Source organism: Thermosediminibacter litoriperuensis (genome assembly GCF_008124715.1).
Classification (GTDB): domain Bacteria; phylum Bacillota; class Thermosediminibacteria; order Thermosediminibacterales; family Thermosediminibacteraceae; genus Thermosediminibacter; species Thermosediminibacter litoriperuensis.
In genome coordinates this window covers 65,844-84,995 of record NZ_VNHO01000006.1, presented here as the reverse complement: position 1 = coordinate 84,995, position 19,152 = coordinate 65,844, and the positions used below count along the sequence as shown (strand labels likewise).

The 19,152-nt window shown below is 50.4% G+C and carries 18 protein-coding genes; 1 reads left to right on the top strand and 17 read right to left on the bottom strand.

Annotated features, from left to right (window positions below):
• Nucleotides 1-57: 57 nt before the first annotated feature.
• From LZ11_RS03755 to LZ11_RS03700, 12 genes are all read right to left on the bottom strand, one after another.
• Nucleotides 58-1,170 carry a S1C family serine protease gene (locus LZ11_RS03755; protein ID WP_148866571.1) on the bottom strand — a complete coding sequence of 371 codons (1,113 nt, stop codon included), beginning with the start codon at nucleotides 1,168-1,170 and terminating at the stop codon, nucleotides 58-60.
• 61 nt (nucleotides 1,171-1,231) lie between these two features.
• Complete coding sequence (locus tag LZ11_RS03750) at nucleotides 1,232-2,383, bottom strand: DUF362 domain-containing protein (protein ID WP_148866570.1); 1,152 nt, start codon at nucleotides 2,381-2,383, stop codon at nucleotides 1,232-1,234.
• A 286-nt stretch (nucleotides 2,384-2,669) separates the two neighbouring features.
• The gene (locus tag LZ11_RS03745; protein WP_148866569.1) at nucleotides 2,670-3,965 is read right to left on the bottom strand and encodes a nickel-dependent lactate racemase family protein; all 1,296 of its coding nucleotides are present in this window, start codon (nucleotides 3,963-3,965) and stop codon (nucleotides 2,670-2,672) included.
• A 537-nt stretch (nucleotides 3,966-4,502) separates the two neighbouring features.
• Complete coding sequence (locus tag LZ11_RS03740; RefSeq protein WP_148866568.1) at nucleotides 4,503-5,351, bottom strand: two-component system regulatory protein YycI; 849 nt, start codon at nucleotides 5,349-5,351, stop codon at nucleotides 4,503-4,505.
• A gap of 18 nt (nucleotides 5,352-5,369) precedes the next feature.
• Nucleotides 5,370-6,668 carry a YycH family regulatory protein gene (locus LZ11_RS03735; protein WP_170240275.1) on the bottom strand — a complete coding sequence of 433 codons (1,299 nt, stop codon included), beginning with the start codon at nucleotides 6,666-6,668 and terminating at the stop codon, nucleotides 5,370-5,372.
• A gap of 14 nt (nucleotides 6,669-6,682) precedes the next feature.
• The gene (locus LZ11_RS03730; protein WP_148866566.1) at nucleotides 6,683-7,081 is read right to left on the bottom strand and encodes a hypothetical protein; all 399 of its coding nucleotides are present in this window, start codon (nucleotides 7,079-7,081) and stop codon (nucleotides 6,683-6,685) included.
• An 88-nt stretch (nucleotides 7,082-7,169) separates the two neighbouring features.
• On the bottom strand, nucleotides 7,170-8,939 hold the full coding sequence (locus LZ11_RS03725) for an ATP-binding protein (protein ID WP_148866565.1): 1,770 nt from the start codon (nucleotides 8,937-8,939) through the stop codon (nucleotides 7,170-7,172).
• A gap of 11 nt (nucleotides 8,940-8,950) precedes the next feature.
• Nucleotides 8,951-9,640 carry a response regulator YycF gene (yycF, locus tag LZ11_RS03720; RefSeq protein WP_148866564.1) on the bottom strand — a complete coding sequence of 230 codons (690 nt, stop codon included), beginning with the start codon at nucleotides 9,638-9,640 and terminating at the stop codon, nucleotides 8,951-8,953.
• A 67-nt stretch (nucleotides 9,641-9,707) separates the two neighbouring features.
• Nucleotides 9,708-9,971, bottom strand: coding sequence for a YqhV family protein (locus LZ11_RS03715; protein ID WP_148866563.1), 264 nt, complete (start codon nucleotides 9,969-9,971; stop codon nucleotides 9,708-9,710).
• An 89-nt stretch (nucleotides 9,972-10,060) separates the two neighbouring features.
• Entirely contained in the window at nucleotides 10,061-10,882 is an 822-nt protein-coding gene (locus LZ11_RS03710) for an ABC transporter ATP-binding protein (protein WP_148866562.1), read from the bottom strand.
• 15 nt (nucleotides 10,883-10,897) lie between these two features.
• Nucleotides 10,898-11,662 (bottom strand): ABC transporter permease, encoded by a 765-nt coding sequence (locus LZ11_RS03705; RefSeq protein WP_148866561.1) that lies wholly within the window; start codon nucleotides 11,660-11,662, stop codon nucleotides 10,898-10,900.
• A 10-nt stretch (nucleotides 11,663-11,672) separates the two neighbouring features.
• Entirely contained in the window at nucleotides 11,673-12,740 is a 1,068-nt protein-coding gene (locus LZ11_RS03700; RefSeq protein ID WP_148866560.1) for an ABC transporter substrate-binding protein, read from the bottom strand.
• Nucleotides 12,741-12,859: 119 nt separating this feature from the next.
• Here LZ11_RS03700 and LZ11_RS03695 point away from each other — a divergent pair, with 119 nt between their 5' ends.
• Nucleotides 12,860-13,309: a DUF441 domain-containing protein gene (locus tag LZ11_RS03695; RefSeq protein WP_170240274.1), complete on the top strand. Its 450-nt coding sequence runs from the start codon at nucleotides 12,860-12,862 to the stop codon at nucleotides 13,307-13,309.
• Between the two features lie 112 nt (nucleotides 13,310-13,421).
• Here LZ11_RS03695 and LZ11_RS03690 read toward each other — a convergent pair whose 3' ends face one another.
• The 5 genes from LZ11_RS03690 to LZ11_RS03670 all read right to left on the bottom strand — a co-directional run bounded on the left by LZ11_RS03690 (nucleotide 13,422) and on the right by LZ11_RS03670 (nucleotide 19,118).
• Nucleotides 13,422-14,777 (bottom strand): M23 family metallopeptidase, encoded by a 1,356-nt coding sequence (locus LZ11_RS03690; protein WP_148866558.1) that lies wholly within the window; start codon nucleotides 14,775-14,777, stop codon nucleotides 13,422-13,424.
• A 102-nt stretch (nucleotides 14,778-14,879) separates the two neighbouring features.
• The gene (locus tag LZ11_RS03685; RefSeq protein WP_170240273.1) at nucleotides 14,880-15,770 is read right to left on the bottom strand and encodes a DMT family transporter; all 891 of its coding nucleotides are present in this window, start codon (nucleotides 15,768-15,770) and stop codon (nucleotides 14,880-14,882) included.
• Between the two features lie 25 nt (nucleotides 15,771-15,795).
• On the bottom strand, nucleotides 15,796-17,313 hold the full coding sequence (locus tag LZ11_RS03680) for a M1 family metallopeptidase (RefSeq protein WP_148866556.1): 1,518 nt from the start codon (nucleotides 17,311-17,313) through the stop codon (nucleotides 15,796-15,798).
• A 279-nt stretch (nucleotides 17,314-17,592) separates the two neighbouring features.
• Nucleotides 17,593-18,084: a PIN domain-containing protein gene (locus LZ11_RS03675; RefSeq protein ID WP_148866555.1), complete on the bottom strand. Its 492-nt coding sequence runs from the start codon at nucleotides 18,082-18,084 to the stop codon at nucleotides 17,593-17,595.
• Nucleotides 18,072-19,118, bottom strand: a complete 1,047-nt coding sequence (locus tag LZ11_RS03670; protein WP_148866554.1) for a helix-turn-helix domain-containing protein — start codon at nucleotides 19,116-19,118, stop codon at nucleotides 18,072-18,074. The genes LZ11_RS03675 and LZ11_RS03670 overlap by 13 nt, the downstream gene beginning before the upstream one ends.
• Nucleotides 19,119-19,152: the final 34 nt, after the last annotated feature.

Genomic DNA, 19,152 nt, shown 5'->3' with positions numbered 1-19,152 from the left:
ACAAAAAGCACCATAAAAATCAACCCCGCCCTGGACGGAGCTGTATTTAAAGATAGCCTATCCCCTTTCCTCTTCCACTACTAGTGTTTTTATCATTTTCCTGCCGCCGCGGATCAGTTCTACCTCGATTTTACGGCCCGGACCCAAGCTATACAGCACCTGACGCATTTTGGCCACTGAATCTACGGGCCGGTCAGCTATTCTGGTTATCACATCGCCCTCCTTTAAACCGGCCAAAGCTGCGGGGCTTTTTTCCGTCACCTCGAGCACGTATACCCCGCCGTCCACGGGCACATCCACGTCCATGAGCCGGGCTATTTCCCTGTCGATGCCCTTCACGCCTATATACGGTTTTTCAAACCGCCCCTTTTCGGCAATGCTCTTTAGTATGGGCTTTGCGATGTTAATGGGTATGGCAAACCCTATTGCCTCAGCCTGGGAGGCCTTGACGGTGTTTATACCTATTACCTCGCCCCGGCCGTTTACCAGCGGGCCTCCGCTGTTGCCGGGGTTAATCGAGGCGTCGGTCTGTATCAGGTCCTGCATAAGCACGTTTCCCTGCTCACCCTTAAGGACTACCGTGCGCTTCAGGGCGCTTATTATCCCGGCGGTCACGGTCCTCTGCAGGGTGAGGCCCAGGGGATTTCCTATGGCAACGGCCAGATCCCCTACCACCACCCTGTCGGAGTCTCCCAGCCTGGCTGTCGTGAGGTTTTCGGCATTTATTTTTATTACGGCCAGATCTAGCCCCGGATCGCTGTAAAGCCTTTCAGCCGGGAAACTGCGCCCGTCGCCGAGATACACTTTTATGCGGTCGACCCCTCCCACCACGTGGTCGTTGGTGAGGATGTAGCCCTTTGGGTCGACAATGACGCCGGAGCCCACGGCCTCACTCCTTATGGGCCTGAAGAAGAAATCCCTGTCGATGCGAACGGTGACTATGCCCACTACGGCGGGAGCTACCTCTCTTGCAATGTCGGGTATCGGTGACCGGCTTTCCTCCTCCACCCGCTGTGCCTGCCGGGGGAGCCGCTCGGGAGCACCGGTCCTCTGCCCGTAGAGAATCGAGGTGGTCACGGCGGTGGCCGAAAGGGCCCCAATAAGTGCGCACAGCACCGCCACCAGCAGGATTTTTTTGAGCTCCGATCTCCGGCCTTTGTCCTGTTCCATCCAGGTTCACCGCCCTTATGTTTTAAGGCCGGTGACCGGGATAAAAAGGAGCGTTGCAAGTTTAGTGGCCCGCTTCTCCTTCGGGAATATGCTTTTCGGTTACCTGGATCAACTCGTATTCCTTGCTGCCCATCCCCAGTTCATGTGCGGCGTCTATATGAAGTTGCGCGTTCTTCCCGGTCACGGCTTTGAGTATATTTTCACCCTTTTTTACGTTTTTATCCGCCGCTTTTGACCCGGGAAGGGGTTCGGCGCCGTTTATCATATCCAGAGACGCCTGGTCTATCGCCACTATGTCGTGGGATACCAGCACGCCCTGATCCTGCACCAGCGGGGTGTCGGCCATGGGCATGCAGTCGCACTCGGGCTGGACTTCGGTGATGAAGTTTATGTAAAGGATCCTGCCCTTTTCGAAGGTGGAAACCACCGCATAAGCCGATTCAGCAAGCCCCTTCTGGAAGGTCTCTTCATCGATGGGCACCACCAGGGCCTTGACCGGACAAACTCTGGCGCACCTGGCGCACTTTACACACACGGTTCTATCTATGACGATGCTGTCGTCAACCAGCTGCAGGGACTTATGAGGGCAAACGTCCACGCACTGCCCGCACCGGGTGCACCGGACTTCTATCCATTCCAGGTGCTTGCCTTCATAAAAGTGTATCCTGCCCCTCTCGGCTTTGCCGTGGTGGTCCTTGCAGCTTATGCAACCCATAGCCAGGTTCTTTATGGCCCCCCCGAAGCCGGAACCGATATGCCCCTTGCAGTGGGACACGACGATCATAGCCGGAGCGTAGTATATGGCCGAGGCCACCCCTATTTCTCCCAGGATGGGTCCCGCCTTGACTCTGATCTGGTCCCTGCCGAAAATCCCGTCGGCCATCACCACCGGGGCTCCTACCGAAAGGTGGTTGATGCCTTCCATATTGGCCACTTCCAGGTACTCGAGGCCCGGTATTCTCACCGTATCGGTGACAAAGGGATGCCCTCCCACCTCTTTTACCCTTTCAACCACTTTCCTCAAAAACAAAGGCCTTACAATGCGGTGGGCTCCCTGGGACCCGAAATGGGTCTTTACAGCCACATAATCCCCCTTTTCTATAAACGACCGGAAATCTACCATCTGCAGGATCTGCTCAAATTTGGCCACGAAGCTGTACTTGTAGTCATAGCTTTTTACTCTGGCATCGGCAAAGAAGATTTTGCTCTTCATTGGGCGAACCTCCCTGCGTGATTTTTTAATAGCCGGATCTCCCCTTTATTATTTGCCGGTTTAATTCCACCGTATACTCCTAGGGCCTTTTGAACTTTGCTGGTTTGGGCCGGTAACGGTTTTGTAGACCCGGTAAAACACGAAAGCCCCCTCCGTCATTTCTTACTCTTCTATTATACCATACTTTTCCACCGGGAGGGTAAAAGAAAAAGCCCCATTTAAAATCGGGGCTAAAAGCAACAGGTATGATTCTACAATATTTTATTTCCCGGGAAATATTTCGCTTCTATCCGACAAGAACGGGTACGGCGGTTGAAGCTGCAGGCACCACATAGGCCTTGAAATCGTATCCGAGCATGTTGCTTAATATTTCCAGCACCTGGCTGGTGCCGGCAGCCGGCACCATTCCCATCTCGGAGACCATTCCAGTATCGAGTTTCGACACCAGCACCACCCGGAATCTCTCCAGAGTCAAGGTGAGCATGTACCCGACGCCCTTGGCTATGGAAAATTCCCTCCAGAGTTCCTCTTCTCTCTGCCGGCGGGTCGGGAAGTCTTTTATGATCCTGTAAAAGTCGGCGTGCCCCACCCCCTCGGGACACTCCGCTAGCAGCACTATAACACCGCCGTCCTTCAGCACACCCTGGCAGTTTTCTACAGCCTTTGTGGCCTGGTAGAGATCGATATCCCTCGGAAACCCACCGCAGGATAGAAAGAGGGCGTCGGCAGGAATCTCCACTTCAAGACTGAAGAACTCCCGGGCTTCACGGCAACCTTCTTCGAAGGCCTCCCTATAATCTCCCGCTACAACCCGGGCGATTTTCCCCTCACCGTTCAGGATTACATTGACCATGAAGGTGGGATTTACCATCGCCGCAATTTCGGCCATGTCCTGAGCCATAGGATTATCGCATACTCTGCCGGGCCCCACGCACGGATTGAGGCCGCCGCCCCTGTCCAGCGGGTTGAGCATCAGCTTGTGATTGTATTGAATCGTCTCGTAGCCCGACACCCCCGGGCATACGGCCTTTCGTCCGCCCCCGAATCCGGCCATCGAATGGTACACAATGCCGCCGGTTATTATCACTTTATCGGCTTCCGCCACAAGACGGTTTACCCACACCGGCGTTCCCCTGGAGGTGACACCGAGATAGACCAGCGATTCCCGGTCCCTGCAGTTGTGGTCGACTACCCGGACCCGCTCCAGCACTTCTCGGCCGAACATGAATTCTAACTCCTGCCTGGTATGACCTCTGTGGGTGCCCGTTGCCACCACTACGGTGATATCTTCGTAAGGAATTCCCGATTCCCGAAGTTCCTCCAGTATAGTGGGGATTACCACCGGATTCCTGACGTTCCTGGTTATGTCGCTGGCTATCACGACGACCGAATCGCCTTTTTTAACCAGTTCCGAGAGCGGCGGAGAACCGGTTGGGTTTCGCACCGCTTCCACCACCGCCTCTTTTTCGTCGGGTACCGCCGGCACCGCCTGAGTTTCGAGGACGCCCAGAACGTTTCTCGCCGGGATTTTAAGCGTCATCGTCCCCCTGCCGTATTTTAAATCAAAGGTTTTTATCTCCATTCAAGCCATCTCCTGAAAATATTTTTTATTATTATATTTTATTGCCCGGATTTTGACAATGCCGCAATAACGTTTGGACTCTCGCCCAATTTAGGGCATCCAAAAAAATAAAAAATCCCGGCAGAAACCGGTATTAATTAATTATTGATAATATCTGGGTTATTTATGACTAATTAGAAATGGATAAATAAATAAACGCCCTACATTCTCAAATCAAGTCAAATCCAGGGATCGGAAAAAATTCTATTACCACACCGCTGATGTTCTCCGGTGTTGCAGCGCCGGAGAACATCTTTATTTTATATTATTATGCTCTTCGATAAAAAAATTATTCTACATGAATATAAACATATAGTTTTACGTAAATAAATTTTTCTATGTAACAATATTATATTAAAAAAATCCAAATGACAAGGTTTTTTTAAAAAAAAGCACTAAAATGTCATAAATCAACTTAAAACATCATTAAAGAATCAAAAAGTATGCCTTGTGAGCTATGACGGGAAAGAAACGAAATATATATCAGCTCGATTAACTCTATCTCTCCAGTTCCCCGGTATAGGCATTTACGTAATAGATTTCACCGTTTTCCAGTTCCACCTTCCAGACCGGGGCCGCCTGCCACCGGTCGGCGTTGTAAAATTGCGAGTAAAATCCCTGTTCCACCTTTTTTATTACCACTGGTTCCCCGGATTTCCTCTCGGCGTCCACCCTCAATATGGCCGTTATAGGCGGTATTACTTCCCGCTTCTTTCCCCTGAACCCCAGCGGTTTCAGCCAGCTCATATAAAAATTCGTAACACCGCAGGGCGTAACCAGGAGGTCTATATAACTGTTGGCTATAAAGAATCCTTTGTAATACCTCACGTACTCGATCAGATACCCTCCGCTCTTGGGGTCGTATGTGATAGCATTGAGCCTCGCGTCTTTTGGAAAACCGCCGTGAGTTTTTAAAAAGTCTTCGGCCGCCTTAAGGGCCTTCCCCTCATCCAGGCTTCCAAAAGTCTGCTCGGACCCTTTGTCTATGTACGTAACAGTGCCGTTCTCCATTACGACCAGCTGCCGTTCTCCCAGCAGAAATTTTTTTCCCCCGTTGATCTCCTCGACCCGGGGCGCTTTTCCGCCGAAAAACTGCCGGATGACGCTTTCCTCCTGGACCGGCTGATAGCCGATCTCCAGAAAGGAAACGGGCACCCCCTGCGGGGGGATTTGGGCTTTCAGGATTATTCCCCTGCTTTCGAGAAAAGTCTTGATTTTCTGCTGTTCGCTTTCTTTAAGAGTAAAAGCTCGCGGCGGTATGGCCTTGATATACAGGTTTACCGCCAACATGACGTTGAGCACAAGAAAAGATACAACGAGGATCCCTACGGCTTTCCTCCAGTCCATGCTTAATCCATCTCCGAGTCAGTTTAAATTCATAACCATGCCGTTTCTCGCATCTATAAAAATCTTCCTGTCCTTTGTGTCCACGGTCCAGACCGGGATAAGGGTGTTTCCTACCGAGGTATAAACCAGTCGCAGGGATTTTATTTCTTTTTGACCTCCGGCTACAATGGCGGCATCGAGAGCCTGTATCGGCGATATAGGCTGGATTTCTTCCAATACCCTGTCTTCCCTGACGAGTCTCCGGTAATACCTGGATACCTGATTACCTTCTACGGTCACGGTCAGGTAGTCCTTTTGCTCTACCAGGGGAAGACCTTTCACCCGTACTCCGAAATTAAAGGTATACGCAGGGACCTGGTTGCCGGAGATTTTATAACCGGAAAGATACCCGCTCCTAGGCCATCCACCGTGGGCGTTAACGAAATCAACGGCTAAGTTCAGGGCTTCGTAAAAACCCAGCTTGTGCTTCTGATCCCGGGGCACGGGCCTGCTGTATTCAACGGCACCGTCCGGATATATCCTGAGGCCCCGGCTCCCGTCGGTGTATATTACGGCCCCGTCCTTTTCCTCGATCCTCCGGGTTATGGAAAAGTCGGAGAAAAATTTCGCGATGTTGTTCGGCCCAGGCCTTTTTTCAAGTTTAAAGGTAAATACAGGCAGATGGTTTTGGGTGTCCGGAAGCGGCACGTACATACCTTCCTCAAGCTTCAGGTTTACCTGGGCGGGTGGAAGATAAGCGAAAAGAGGCGGATTTTCGGCGCTCACATCTTCCAGGATCTGTCTGATATCGGAGCTGTCCGGTTTATTTTTGAGCCTGAAAAATCTTCCGCCGGCTTCCTTTAAAAATACGGAAAGGCCATCGTCCTCCACTATTACGATTGAGTCTACCAGGCGGTCCTGGGGGATGGCCTGCTCATCTCCTTTTATATTCAGAACTTTTGTCAAAAAATCAACGGGCAGGGGTGTGGCAAAAAAAAGCTCGAGCCCTCTTTTCAGTTGAAATTTTTCGGGGCTGATACCGGCTTCTTTAGCTCCTGCGGGCCACTCGTCAGAAAGAGACTCTCTCACGTAATTCCATATTTTTTCATAATGAGGGGAAGAATGGTTTATAAAGCCGTGGGTGTTCTGCCCAAAATGCAGTACGACCCTGTCGGGCGCGACCACATTAGACAGGTCCACGACCTTCAGAGCGGTGATTCCGGCCTCCATGGCGTCCGTCCCGTAGGAGAGCCGCCACCAGGTGAGGTTAGAAAGCAAAAGGCTGGTGCCGACCAGGATTATGAGCAGCAAGCCCAGCAGGAAATCCCTGTTGTTCACGGCAGCACCGCCTCTCACTTGAGGATGAGCAGTTTCAGCGCCTGGATTATGGAGCCTATACTCTCCATATTTATCGAGCTGTCAACCCTGTATACGCTCCGGGAAACGGTCTTTGTTTCCCCTGAGGGGAAAACCGCCTTTACGGTTATCACATTCTTGCCGGTTTCAAGGTTAACCCGGGTCACAAACAACCCGGACGCTCCCACCGTAATGCTCTCTTTCTTATCGCCGTTCACCAGTACTACCACCGATGTGTCGGCAAGGGTTTCGCCCGAAACGACCGTAAAGTCCCGGGTGGTTATAAGATCTTCTTCGGGTTGGTTGAGGACGAGCGTATCTCCGGCGGCGGCGAAAGAAACCAGAAGAAAAGTTATCAATACGGCTGCCGCTATAATGCTGATTAGCCTTTTCATGTTCTTTCTCCTCTTTAAAGTAAAATCTCCCTAATTACAGTCTAACTCATAAATATTACAAATTTATTACACGGAAATTACGTTTAATTTACACTATGGCCGGGAGTTTAATAATGACTTCGGTGCCCTGCCCCAGCTCGCTCTGTATGCTTATCTCGCCCTCATGGGCCAGAACGATCTCCCGGGCTATGGAAAGCCCCAGGCCTGTCCCCCCTAGCTCCCGGCTGCCGGTCTTGTCAACCCGGTAAAAACGCTCGAAAATGCGCGGCAGATCCTCCCTTGGGATTCCTATACCGGTATCCCTTATTGAAACCTGCACCCGGCTGCCCAGGTTTTTGGCTTTTACGAAAATCCTGCCGCCCTGCGGGGTGTATTTTATGGCGTTGGAGAGGATGTTCTGAAATACCTGTTCCATCTTGTCCCTGTCGGCAAATACTTCCGGCAGATCCTCAGGCAGGTCGTATTCCAGCTCCAACCCCTTCTTTCTGATGTTTACCATCATCTTTGATATTACGGCGGTTAATATCCCGTCTATCCTGATAGGCTTCCTGTCCCAGTTGGTTTCCCTGTTGTCCAGGTGGGAAAGTTCTAAAAGGTCGTTCACAAGCCTGGTCATCCTGTCCGCCTCGTCGTTTATCACGCTCAAAAACTGCCGGGCCACCGATGAATCATCCAAGGCTCCATCCAGCAGGGTTTCGGCGTAGCTCTTGATCGTGGTGAGGGGAGTTCTCAGCTCATGGGACACGTTGGCCACAAATTCCCTCCTCATTTCATCCAACCGCTGCTGCTTAGTAATGTCCTGCAATAGCAGGATGTAACCCGCAACCCTGCCGTCCCCGGTCAGGGGCGCGAAAATGGCCTTCAGGGTGCCGTCTCTTACCTTGACCAGTACCTCCAACTGGGCTAGCTCAGCCTTTTGGAAGTCCTCCGGATTTATATTAAAAATTTCCCTGAGTTTATCAACAAAATCCTGGCCCAGCTGCTCTCCTTCCAGCTGCAGCATTCGCCTGGCGGCCGGGTTGATGTGTATCACCTCGCCCCGGCCGTTCAGGGCTATGACTCCGTCGGCCATATTGGTGAGTATCGCTTCCATCTTCTCCTTTTCTTCCGATATCTCCTCAAGGGTAGCTTTAAGGCGCCCGGTCAGAAAGTTGAACATGTCGGTGAGTTTGCCTATTTCGTCATTGGATTTTACCTCTATCCTCTGGTCAAAGTTGCCTTCAGCCAGCAGCGCCGCTCTTTTTGTCACTTCTTGAATGGGTCCGGTTATTGTTCTGGACAGGCCGTAGCCTAGAAAACCGGTGATTGACAGCGCCATAAGCGTAGCCATAAAGAGGATGGCCTTTATATTGTTCAGGGTTTCGTAGATGTCCTCCATGGAGGCTATGAGGTAGAGTATTCCTACCACAGTGCTGTTGTTCTTAATAGGATAGGCCAGGTATTTGTAGCTTTTCTTGGTATCCGTATCCTGCCGGATGTCCTCCGCCTGCTCCCCGAAGGTAGCCCGCATTATTTCCGGCGCAAGGATCCTTAAGCCCTCGCGAAACTTCTGTTTATCGGTGGAGGCTATTACCGTGGCATTATCGTCCAGCACGACTATGTATTTTATAGTGGGGGCCACCTGTTTAATGTACTCCTCTATTGTGGAGTCGTTATCTGAAAGCTTCCGCTCCGAAGTCAGGTGCCTCACCAGTAGAAAGTCGGATATGAGCTGGGCGCTTATGGTCAGGTTCTCTGTAAGTTTCCTGTCGTGATACTTCTCCAGCGACTGCATCAGGTAAAAGCCCACCACTTCCATGGCGAGCAGGATAAGCAGTATATATATTGTAACCAGCTTGCCCTGTATGCTCCTGAACAACCAAAATCACCCTAGTTTCTGATAAAATAATATCCCACCCCTCGCTTTGTCATTATGTACGAGGGATTTGACGGGTCATCTTCTATCTTTTCCCTGAGCCTCCTGATGGTTACATCGACGGTGCGGATATCGCCGTAGTATTCGTATCCCCAGACTTCCTCCAGAAGCTTCTCCCTTGAAAACACCTGCCCCGGCTGGGAGGCCAGGAATTTCAAAAGCTCGAACTCCCTGAAGGTAAGCTCCACGGGGTTACCGTTCTTTCTCACCTGAAAGCTTGCAAGATCTATCTCCAGGTCCTTCACTTTTATTACCTTCTGTTCTTCAATGGGATTTGAAAGCGTCAGCCTTCTTAAGTTTGCCTTTATCCGGGCCATGAGTTCCCTCATGCCGAAGGGCTTGGTTACATAATCGTCAGCCCCGAGCTCCAGGCCCAGGACCTTGTCTACTTCCTCGCCCTTGGCCGTCAGCATGATAATGGGACAAACGAGTTTTTCCCTCAGATTCTTGCACACTTGAAATCCGTCCTTCTTAGGCAGCATTACATCCAGCAGTATGAGGTCCGGATTCTGAGATAAAGCCACCCCGACGGCCTCTTCGCCGTCGTAAGCAACGATCACTTCGTATCCTTCTTTGGTGAGATTGTACTTCAGTATATCAACTATGGGCTTTTCGTCGTCCACTACCAGTATCTTCTGTCCCATAATATCACCCCTACACTCCTATATTCGCCACCTGATTGTATTTTTCCTTCAGAAAATAGATATAAGTTCAGCCGGCCCTGGTGCCGATGAGAACGAGTAACACACCCGTGAAGATTATCAGCAGCTTTGCGGGGGACACTTTCCCCGCCATCCCGAAAAGGCCGATCAAACTCACGGCAGTGAAAACCAGGGGACCGACGAGCCCCAGCAGGGCGTTTATTCTGAGGGCAGCTTCCAGGCTCTTAAGCCTGAGAAATATCATTGCGGCGGTAAATTCGACGGCGGCGGATATAAACCTCATTAAAGCCATGGCGAAGAGGAGTTTTTCCATGGGCTGAACTCCCCTTTATAATTAATTATAAAAAGGCGCGCAGGTACTTTAAATATACGCTCGCCCGCGCGCGGTAATGATAAAAAAGTTTACCGGAGAGTGGCATCAGCCCATTTGAGCCTGACGGCAGGCTCCCTTACCGGCTCTTCTCCAGCACCGGCCTCCTCTCCTATCATCCGGCTGACTTCTGCAAAAAAGTTTCTGTAACCGGCATCTTCGCACTGCCTCGGTCTTGGAAGGGGATTGGCAAGGATGGCTTTGAGACTGCCGGAGGCGAAAACCAGAATCCTGTCGGAAAGTTTAATACACTCGTCGATGTCGTGGGTCACAAATACGATGGTGACCCCGGTTTTTTCCCACAGTTTCAAGAGCAGCTCCTGCATGGCCCTGCGGCCGAAGGCGTCCAGGCTACCGAAGGGTTCGTCCATGAGGAGCACCCTGGGATTGACCGAAAGGGCTCTGGCCAGGAAGGCCCTCTGCTTCATGCCCCCCGAGAGCTGGTACGGGTAACAGTCGGCCCACCCCGAAAGCCCCACCAGTTCCAGGTAGTAACCGGCCCTTTCCCGGAGCTCCTTCGGGGTCATGCCTTTATGTACCGTTTTCATGGCGAAGATGACGTTGCCTCTCACCGTGAGCCACGGGAACAGCTGGTCGAGCCCCTGGAACACCATAAACCTGTCGGGGCCGGGACTGCAGACTCTTTTACCGTCCAGGAAAATTTCCCCGCCGTCGTACTTCTCAAACCCCGCAATGCACCTGAGCAGAGTGGTTTTGCCGCACCCGGAGCGCCCTATCACGCTCACCAGTTCCCCTTCCATTACGTCGAAATTCACGTCTTTTATCCCGGCAACCGTCTGACCGGAGGTGCCGTATATTTTTGTAAGGCCCGTTACTTTGATAAGCGGTTCCAATTTCGCTTTCCCCCTTCAGTCGGCCACTACCTTCCACTTTCTTACGGTCAGGTTTTCCACCGTAGTGAAGATAAGGTACTCCACAACCAATCCTATGGCTATAATCACCAGCATCCCGGCGAATACCCCCGGGGTCTCCATCATAAACCTTTTTTTATAAAGATACCATCCCAGTCCCCCCTGGCCCCCGGCGGCACCGAATACCAGCTCCGCCGCCACCGACGCCTGCCAAGCCCTCGCCCACCCGCTGCGGAGCCCTCCTAGGATGTGAGGGAAGGAAGCGGGAAGCATGACGGACAGAGCCAGTTTAAGTCCGGACAGCCCGAGATTCCTGCCGATCTCCAGCTGGTTTCTCGGTATGGACCGGAAGCCGGTGTAGAAGTGGTTGGCGAGCGGCCATACTGCTGAAAAGACTATTACAAACAGCACCGATTTAACCCCTATTCCGAACCAAAGAATCGCTACGGGAAGTATGGCTATCCCTGGCAGAGGATGCATTATAGCCATAATATCGGTTATTACCCCCGGAAACAGCCTTCCGTTCATGCAAAGCAGTGTAAGCAACATGGCCAGGGCAACCGCCGTGGAAAGACCGGTGCCAATTATCCTGAGGGAAAAGAGGGCGTTCTTGAGAAGCTCTGCCCTTTCCGCCCAGAAAGAAGAAGCTACGCTTAAGAGGCCCGGCAGGAGAAGTTCGGAGTAACCGCCTGCAATTCTGACCGTTTCCCACAAGACCGCCAGTGAAAGTATGAAGGCAACTTTTGACAGCATTGTTTTCATAATCTTCCTCCTACCTGGGAAGCTGCATCTTCTCGAGCTGGCACGGCTCTCCTTCTCTCTTGCCCACAACTGCCAGCACGTTTTCCCAGGCTATTTCCGAGAGGTCCCGGGGCACTTTGGAAATATAGCCGGCCTTTTTCATGAATTCAGCAAACCCTAAAAGGCCGTAAGGCGCTGTAGTGAAATTTAAACCCTCGCTGGTGAGGTAGCGGTAAAGCTTTTCTTTTTCAATTTTAAATTCCGGGGCTAGAAGCTCGGCGGCCTCCATCTTATGTTCGTTGAGCCAGTTCATGGCGTCGTTCAGTCCCATAATGAAGGCGGCGTAACCGGCCGGATGCCTGTCGTGGTAGTCTTTCGTCACCAGCAGCACGTTGAAATTGAATTCGCCCCCGAAAGCTTCAAAGCCGTCCAGCACCACGCGGTATCCCGGCTGGGCCAGTTCCTCGAAAAGGTACGGCGGTGTCGTGAAGTGAGCCACCACATCCTTTTTGGCAAGCATGGCCTGGGTTCCGTCAGGGTGCGGCAAAGCCACCAGGTTGTCGTCCAGGGCCTTCGGATCGCCCAGCTCCTTTTCCAGGGCCATGGCCAGCAGGATGTGCTGAACGCTCCCGGGCGATGGAAGGGCTATTTTATGCTCCGGCCTGAAATCCTTTATGCCCTTGATGTTCTGATCGTAGGTCACGAGCTGCACCGGGCTTACCGTGTATCCCGCCGCAATCTTTGCGGGAAGTCCTTTATCCCATCCTATAAGAAAAGGGGGTATGCCCATGAACGCCGCGTCCAGCTTGCCGGAAGCCATGGCTTCCCTGACAGCGCCTCCCGAACCCAGGGTTACCCACTCAACTTTCAGGCCGTATTTGGAGAAAAATTCCTTTTTTTCGGCTACCATAAGGGGTGCGTACACCAGTCCAAACTGCTTTGCCACCCGGATCACTTCCCCACCGGAGGAATCCTGAGCTTTCCCGGTGGACCCAGCCTGGACCCTATCGCCGCAGCCGGATAGTATAAAACCCGCGGATGATAAAAGCAGCAGCACCAGCAGCAGTGACATGGCTCTGAAAATTTTTTTCCGCCTCATCAATATCCCTCCGCAAAAAAATCAATCTATTTCCATATTATTTTTTGGGCTCCCTTTTGGTGAATTATTTAACGGCACCCGAAATATACTTTATTAAAATCCTGTCGGGGGGGCTTGCCTTGAAACCCTCTTCGATAATTTTTTTAATCCTGCTGCTTGGGTACCTCGGCAGAAACCGGCTTATCCTGGTGTCCTCAGGAGTACTCCTTTTATTCAAATATCTGGGGCTTCTGCCCCGATCGGCGGCTTCTCAGAACACCCTGCTGGATCTGGGAGTGATATTACTGGTCATGGGCATTCTCCTGCCCCTGGGCACCGGCGAGGTTTGCGTGAGAGACGTTTACAGAAGCATTTTTACCCTGGAGGGGCTGGTTATCTTCCTGGTAGGCATCGCTTCGGCGGTAATGGCGCGGGACGGTGTCGACCTTTTAAAAGAAAACCCCGGCATAATGATATGCCTCCTTATGGGTTCCATAGTGGGCACCGCTTTTTTCAAAGGCCTGCCCACAGGCCCTTTAGTGGCGGCGGGCCTTGCCGCATTCATCATAAACCTGCTGAGGAGAATGTGATTGCCTCATCAAGAACGTTGACCTTGCGTGGTGGCACAAAAAAACCCGCTGAGGTCTTTTTGACCCAGCGGATACGCTATAAAAGGGCCGCAAATATGCAGCCCTTCACGTCCTATTTACCAAGATACAGCAGCGGGTTTTTAGGTGCTCCGTTCACCCTCACTTCGAAGTGCAGGTGCGGCCCGGTGGTCCTCCCGGTGGTACCGACGGTACCCAGAACCTCTCCTTTTTCCACCTTTTCCCCCACCGACACAGATATAGTGTTAAGGTGGGCGTAATAGGTTTCAAAACCTCCGCCGTGATTTACGATGACCAGCTTTCCATAGCCGCCGTTCCTTCCGGCAAAGGTGACAACTCCGGCGTTGGCAGCCCTCACCGGTGTCCCCGGACTGTTGGCTATGTCAAGACCGGTGTGGAATTCGCCCCACCTTGTGCCGAATCGTGAGGTTATCTGCCCGGTTACGGGCCAAATAAATCTCCCGCTTCCCCGGAAGGCTACTTCGGACTTGGTACCGCGTGCCACTATCCTGGCTGTCGGCTCCTTTATTACCTTTTCCCCGAGAGGCTTCTCACTCACCTGAACCCCGTTTTCATAGACCAGTTCGGCCGAAACCTGCTTTACGCCGTTTTGGCCGGGTTGCTTTACAACCTGGTCCCATTTCCAGAGCGAGCTATCCTGCACTATCTGGGTCTTATAAGGTATCGGTTTTTCGTATGTAACCCTTTTAACAACGGTGACGTTCAATAAGGGTTTTGCTTCCTTCAGGTAGATCACGTCGCCCGGTGAAAGGCGATCGGCGGATTCCAGCTGGGGATTGGCCTCGATCAGTTTGTTGAAGGGAATGCCGTTCTGCTTGGCTATGCTCCAGAGGTTCTCCCCCTGCCCAACGGTATGGGTCCTGGTCTCGATGGTGCCGTTTAAAATCAGGTTTTTGGCGTCTTCTAAGGTCATGACCTGCTTTATATCCACGTACTTTTCGGCCAGCTTGATCCGGTCGGGTACCTCTACGCGGACCAGTTCTCCCGGAACCCGGCTGACGTAGTGGTCCTTTACGGCCTGCAGCACTGATTCAGCGGTCTGCCTGTCTTTAACAGCGGCCACTTCGCTATCGTTGATCAGTATAGCCACGGCTTTTATTCTTACCGAGATGGATTCTTCCAGTTTCTTCAGCAGCTCCTCTTCGCCGAGCATATCACCTTTTGCCGGTTTCCCCGGCGTTACCTCGATGTTTTGGGCCAGCTGGATTTCACTTCCAAGCTTTTCCCGGTAGCTTTCTATCAGCTTTTGCTTCGCCGTCTCAACCACCTGTTTACTCTTTACGTTGCCCAAAAATTTACCGTCGACGCTTACCGCATAAACTCTGCTGTTTAAAGCGGTGATAAGGATGATTAAGGCCACCGCAGCCAGGGCGCCGGCAACGGCCAGCGGCTTCTTGCCTCTTAGCCCTTTCAGGTCCGGTAAATTCATCCCCCTACTCCTTTCTAGGTTTTATTGCATCGCCAGCGGGATTTGCTAAAATTTTGTAATAAAGTTGTAACATAATCGTAATATATTCTATTCTACGAATAATTATCTTTTCCTTCTGCTCGTTCGAATTTTTGCCCCGGTATTTTCTACCAAGACCAAAACCAGCCCCGCAAACATTATCAGTATGCCCGCCACCGTGGTTTTACCGGGGGTCTCGCCGAAAATCAGCGAACCCATCAGCACTCCGCCGGTAATTTCCTGGGTTGAGATCAGGTTGGCGTACGCCGGGTGGATATGCCTGATACCGGCGTTGTACAGCGTATGCCCCAGGGTCGTCGGCAGGAGCCCCAGCAGAGTCAGTGCCGCCCAGCTGGTCCAAGAAGACGGTGTCACGAAAGATGGCAGAGCCCATGCCAGCAGGAACAGTGCTGACGTGAAATACACCCAGAAGACGTACTTCAGGAGCGGGTAATTGTCCCTCTCCCTGCGGCCCGCCACCGAATATACGGCCAAGCACAGCGCCGACAGAAGAGCCATAACGTCCCCCAGTACCATTTCGGGCGTCAGCACCGGTTCGAATCCCGTCAAGATAATAATTCCCAAAATTACTATAATTATGCCTAAATACTTATATCTGGGTATTTTTTCTTTAAGTAAAACGGCCGTCATCACAGTTATCATTATGGGAGCGGTATAGACCAGGCTCAGAGAATGGGCGATGGTGGTATAAAGCACAGAGCCTATATAAAACAGGAAATGGAAGGATGTTGCCAGGCCGTACAGCAGGAATTTGGGCAGGTCTCTCCTGCTCAGCCTCAAATCGACCCCCGTTGCTTTTGCGGCGATGAAGATAAAAAGGCTGCCGAACAGCATCCTGAAAAAAGCTATCTCACCCACGGGCAGTCCGGCAGCGAACCTTGTCAGTATGGGGCTTGTACTGAAAAACAATGTGCCCAGGGCTGAAAGCAATATGCCCCGTCGCTTATCTTTCAAGGCGCTCTCTCCCCTCCGGTTAATCTCACGCGGCATCACTCTCCTGAAGGCGCCCGGATTTCTTCAGCATGTCGTAAATAATATTCCTGAAATCGGTGCCCATTACGCGGTTCACTGTTTTCACGAAATCCTCGGTGGTTGCGTTGCCGTACGCGTTCTCCCGCAAATAAAGGCGAAGCACTTCCCGCAGCTTGGTCTTTCCAAGGCGGCTCTCCAGCTCCTTTAACATTATCGCCCCCTTTTTATAGACGGTGGCATCGTACTCGCCCCAGCTGGCGAATTGGGGCAGGGACCTGAGTATGGGCCCCGGGTTGTTCCCCAGTTCGAAGAAGCGGTAAGGATATACGATGAAGTCCTGATAAACCTCGTTTCCCTTTCCCTTACCGTATACCCCCTCGTAGTAAAGCACCGTGGAGTACTCCGTCATTGCCTCATCCAGCCACGGCTCCCTTACCTGATTGTTGCCCACCAGGCCGTACCACCACTGGTGAGCGGTCTCGTGGGCGACTACGTATTCCAGGAGGGTTTCGTCATCAAAGAGGTGCCGGTCGATCAGGACCAGATTGGGGTACTCCATGCCTCCGATGTAAAAGTCCGCCGCTACGATGGAGTATTCCTCGTACGGGTAAGGGCCGAAATAACCGTTAAAAAACCGAATGGCCTGCTTGCCGAATTCCAGGGCCTTTTTCGCCGCCGCTTCATTATTTCCGAAATAGTATGTGGATACCTTTACACCGTCAACCTTACCGGACAGCACCTTAAATCCGGAACCGGCTACCCAGGCGAAATCCCTCACCAGGTCGGCCCTGAAGGTCCATTTGGTCCGGTCTCCTTCCTGGGTTTTTTCCACGAGCTTTCCGCTGGCAGCAATCGTATAGCTGGATGGAGCGGTAATGCTCACGGTGTATACAGCGATTTCGCTGTAAAAGGGATCCCCGATGGAGTAATAGGGGTCCTTGTTCCAACCGTTTTCATCGTAGACGCACAGGATAGGGTACCAGTTGCCGAAATTGTAGGTGTTTTTACCGTGGCCGAAGCGCCCCAGGGAAAAGGGGATCTTCTCTTCGAAATCCATTTCAATTTTGATTTTCTCCCCGGGTTTTAACGGTTCCGGAAGTGTCACTCTTAAAACGGTGCCATCGGTGCGGTACTCAAGGTTTTTCCCGCCGGCTCTCATGCCGGTCACTTTTAAGTACCCTTCCGAAAAACCTTCCGGGTAGGCGTATTTCAGTTCTTCCGCCGGAAAGGGCGCGCTTTCGATTGACCTGAAGGCGTTGGGGTAAAGGTGAAAGTATACTTCGCGAAGCTCGACGGTGGTGTTGTTGCGAAAAACAGTGGTTTGCCGCGCAGTGACCATTTCCCGGGCGGGATCGAAAGCCACCCGGATATCATATTCCGGACAGGTTTCCCTTACCTGCCGGGCGCGGGCATCGTAATAACCTTCGAACATTGAGCTATTCTGATAAATTATGTAAAAGGCAAAAGCTGCAACGGCCAAAAGCAGCGCTGCAGTTATCAGCAGTTTCTTTTTGCTCACATCCATCTACCCCGGTTTAGTTATGTTTTATACTACAAATTATATTTGATAGGATGCGGTTATATTCTCCCTTTATTTTATCAGAACGCTAATCCAACTGCAAAATCTATCTTAAACGCATAAAAATTCTTTCTCCAGAATGAACAGCAGCTTTCCCTGGGGTGTTCTTTTTCGCATTCTTACTATAGGGCCGCCTAAGATGTACACATATTCACAGAGTTATCCACATATGTGTACAAAAAAAGATCCGGAAAAGGCATATTCCGCAACCCGGTATCCTTGAAATCATTTCATTCTACTCCATTTTTTAATTCTTTTAATACATTCTTCTTTGGGAAGAAACCGTTGTTGTTCCAGCATTAAACTCAGTGATTCTATAGCGGTCTTGGGAGATATTATTTTATTTTTCACCATTTCATCCATTACCCACAGAGTTCCGTGCAAACTTAAACCTTCCTTTCTTGCTAAAATACGCAAATTTTTATCTCCCGTAAGTAGTGCTATGTGTTTGTATTTTGCTAAAACAAAAATCGATAAATCAGGAATCGATAGTTTAGGATATTGCTGCCTTAACTCATATATCTGTCTAATATGCGAGCCTGACAGTCCTTCAACATTTAGACCGTACTTTACAAGATCCATATTATTACGTCTTTTAAATTCATTATAAACTAGATCAGTTGTTATAAAGCTATAGGGACAAATAAACAATCGAGATAATAAATTGCCTTTTTCTATATCCACCAGAACTGTATTATCAATCACTAAACTTCCCATTGATGCTCTATTCCAGCTTCTCGCCAGAATTCTTCCAGCGGCCTGCCGACAATTTCTGCTGCTTTCGTCTCTCCAATAATTTTTTCTGATAGTGCTTTTAACACCAATCTTTCTAACCTTTGCGGCTTTTCTGGTGGATACGGGTCTCCGGGCTCTTGCTGATGCCACCCTTTCAATTTAAACAATTTAAAAAGTTTTGCAGCTAATTTATCTGATATTATGTTTAAGTCTTTGGCTCTATAGATCCAACCCTGCACGCTTAATCCGTATTTGTGTTTCAATAGATGCAGTTCATAAAGGTCAAGGGAATGACGCTTTCTCCCCAACTCTTGAATAACCATCTTTTCTGGAACTAAAAAAGCACCCGCGAAACGATGTGCAGCTTTTTCTAAATCTATGCACTCATCGACCTCTATTATTAAGTGTCCGAGTTCGTGGGCTAAATTAAAACGTTGCCTATCCCCGGGCAAGTCTTTTCTGGTCACTATGATAGGCCCTGTTTCCTTTTCTAAAATTATACAGCTGTCAAAATCATCTAATCCTTCAATTAAACCAACTTTTATTCCTTTTTCCTCTAATAATTCGGTTAAATTATTGATAGGACCTGTACCCAATTCCCACTCATCCCTCAGAGTTTGAGCCAATTTTTCTATGTCGTCCATTTTGTTAATTCGCTTAGATAATGTCGAGGGAACTACAAAATTTGGCACATTAATTCCTAATATTTCCTCTATATCTAAATACCTTTCAATCCAATCCCTGATCTGATTAGTTACGCGTTTCTCATTCTTTTTTGATAGACTTGCCTTTTTGCGATAAGCGTAGACGCAAAGCTTTACATTTTTGCTCCTGAAAAAATAGTCGACGTTTACATCGAGAGCCTCTGCCAGTCTTATCAAGACAGCGGAGCTAGGAATATCTCTATTTTTTTCATATTTAGCTATAGCCGTATGGCTTACGCCAATTTTTTTAGCTAAATCTCTCAAACTTAATCCGGCAGCTTGACGAGCATACCTTATCCGTTCACCGATCATAATTCTCACCTGCCTAGTTTACATTTTATTATAA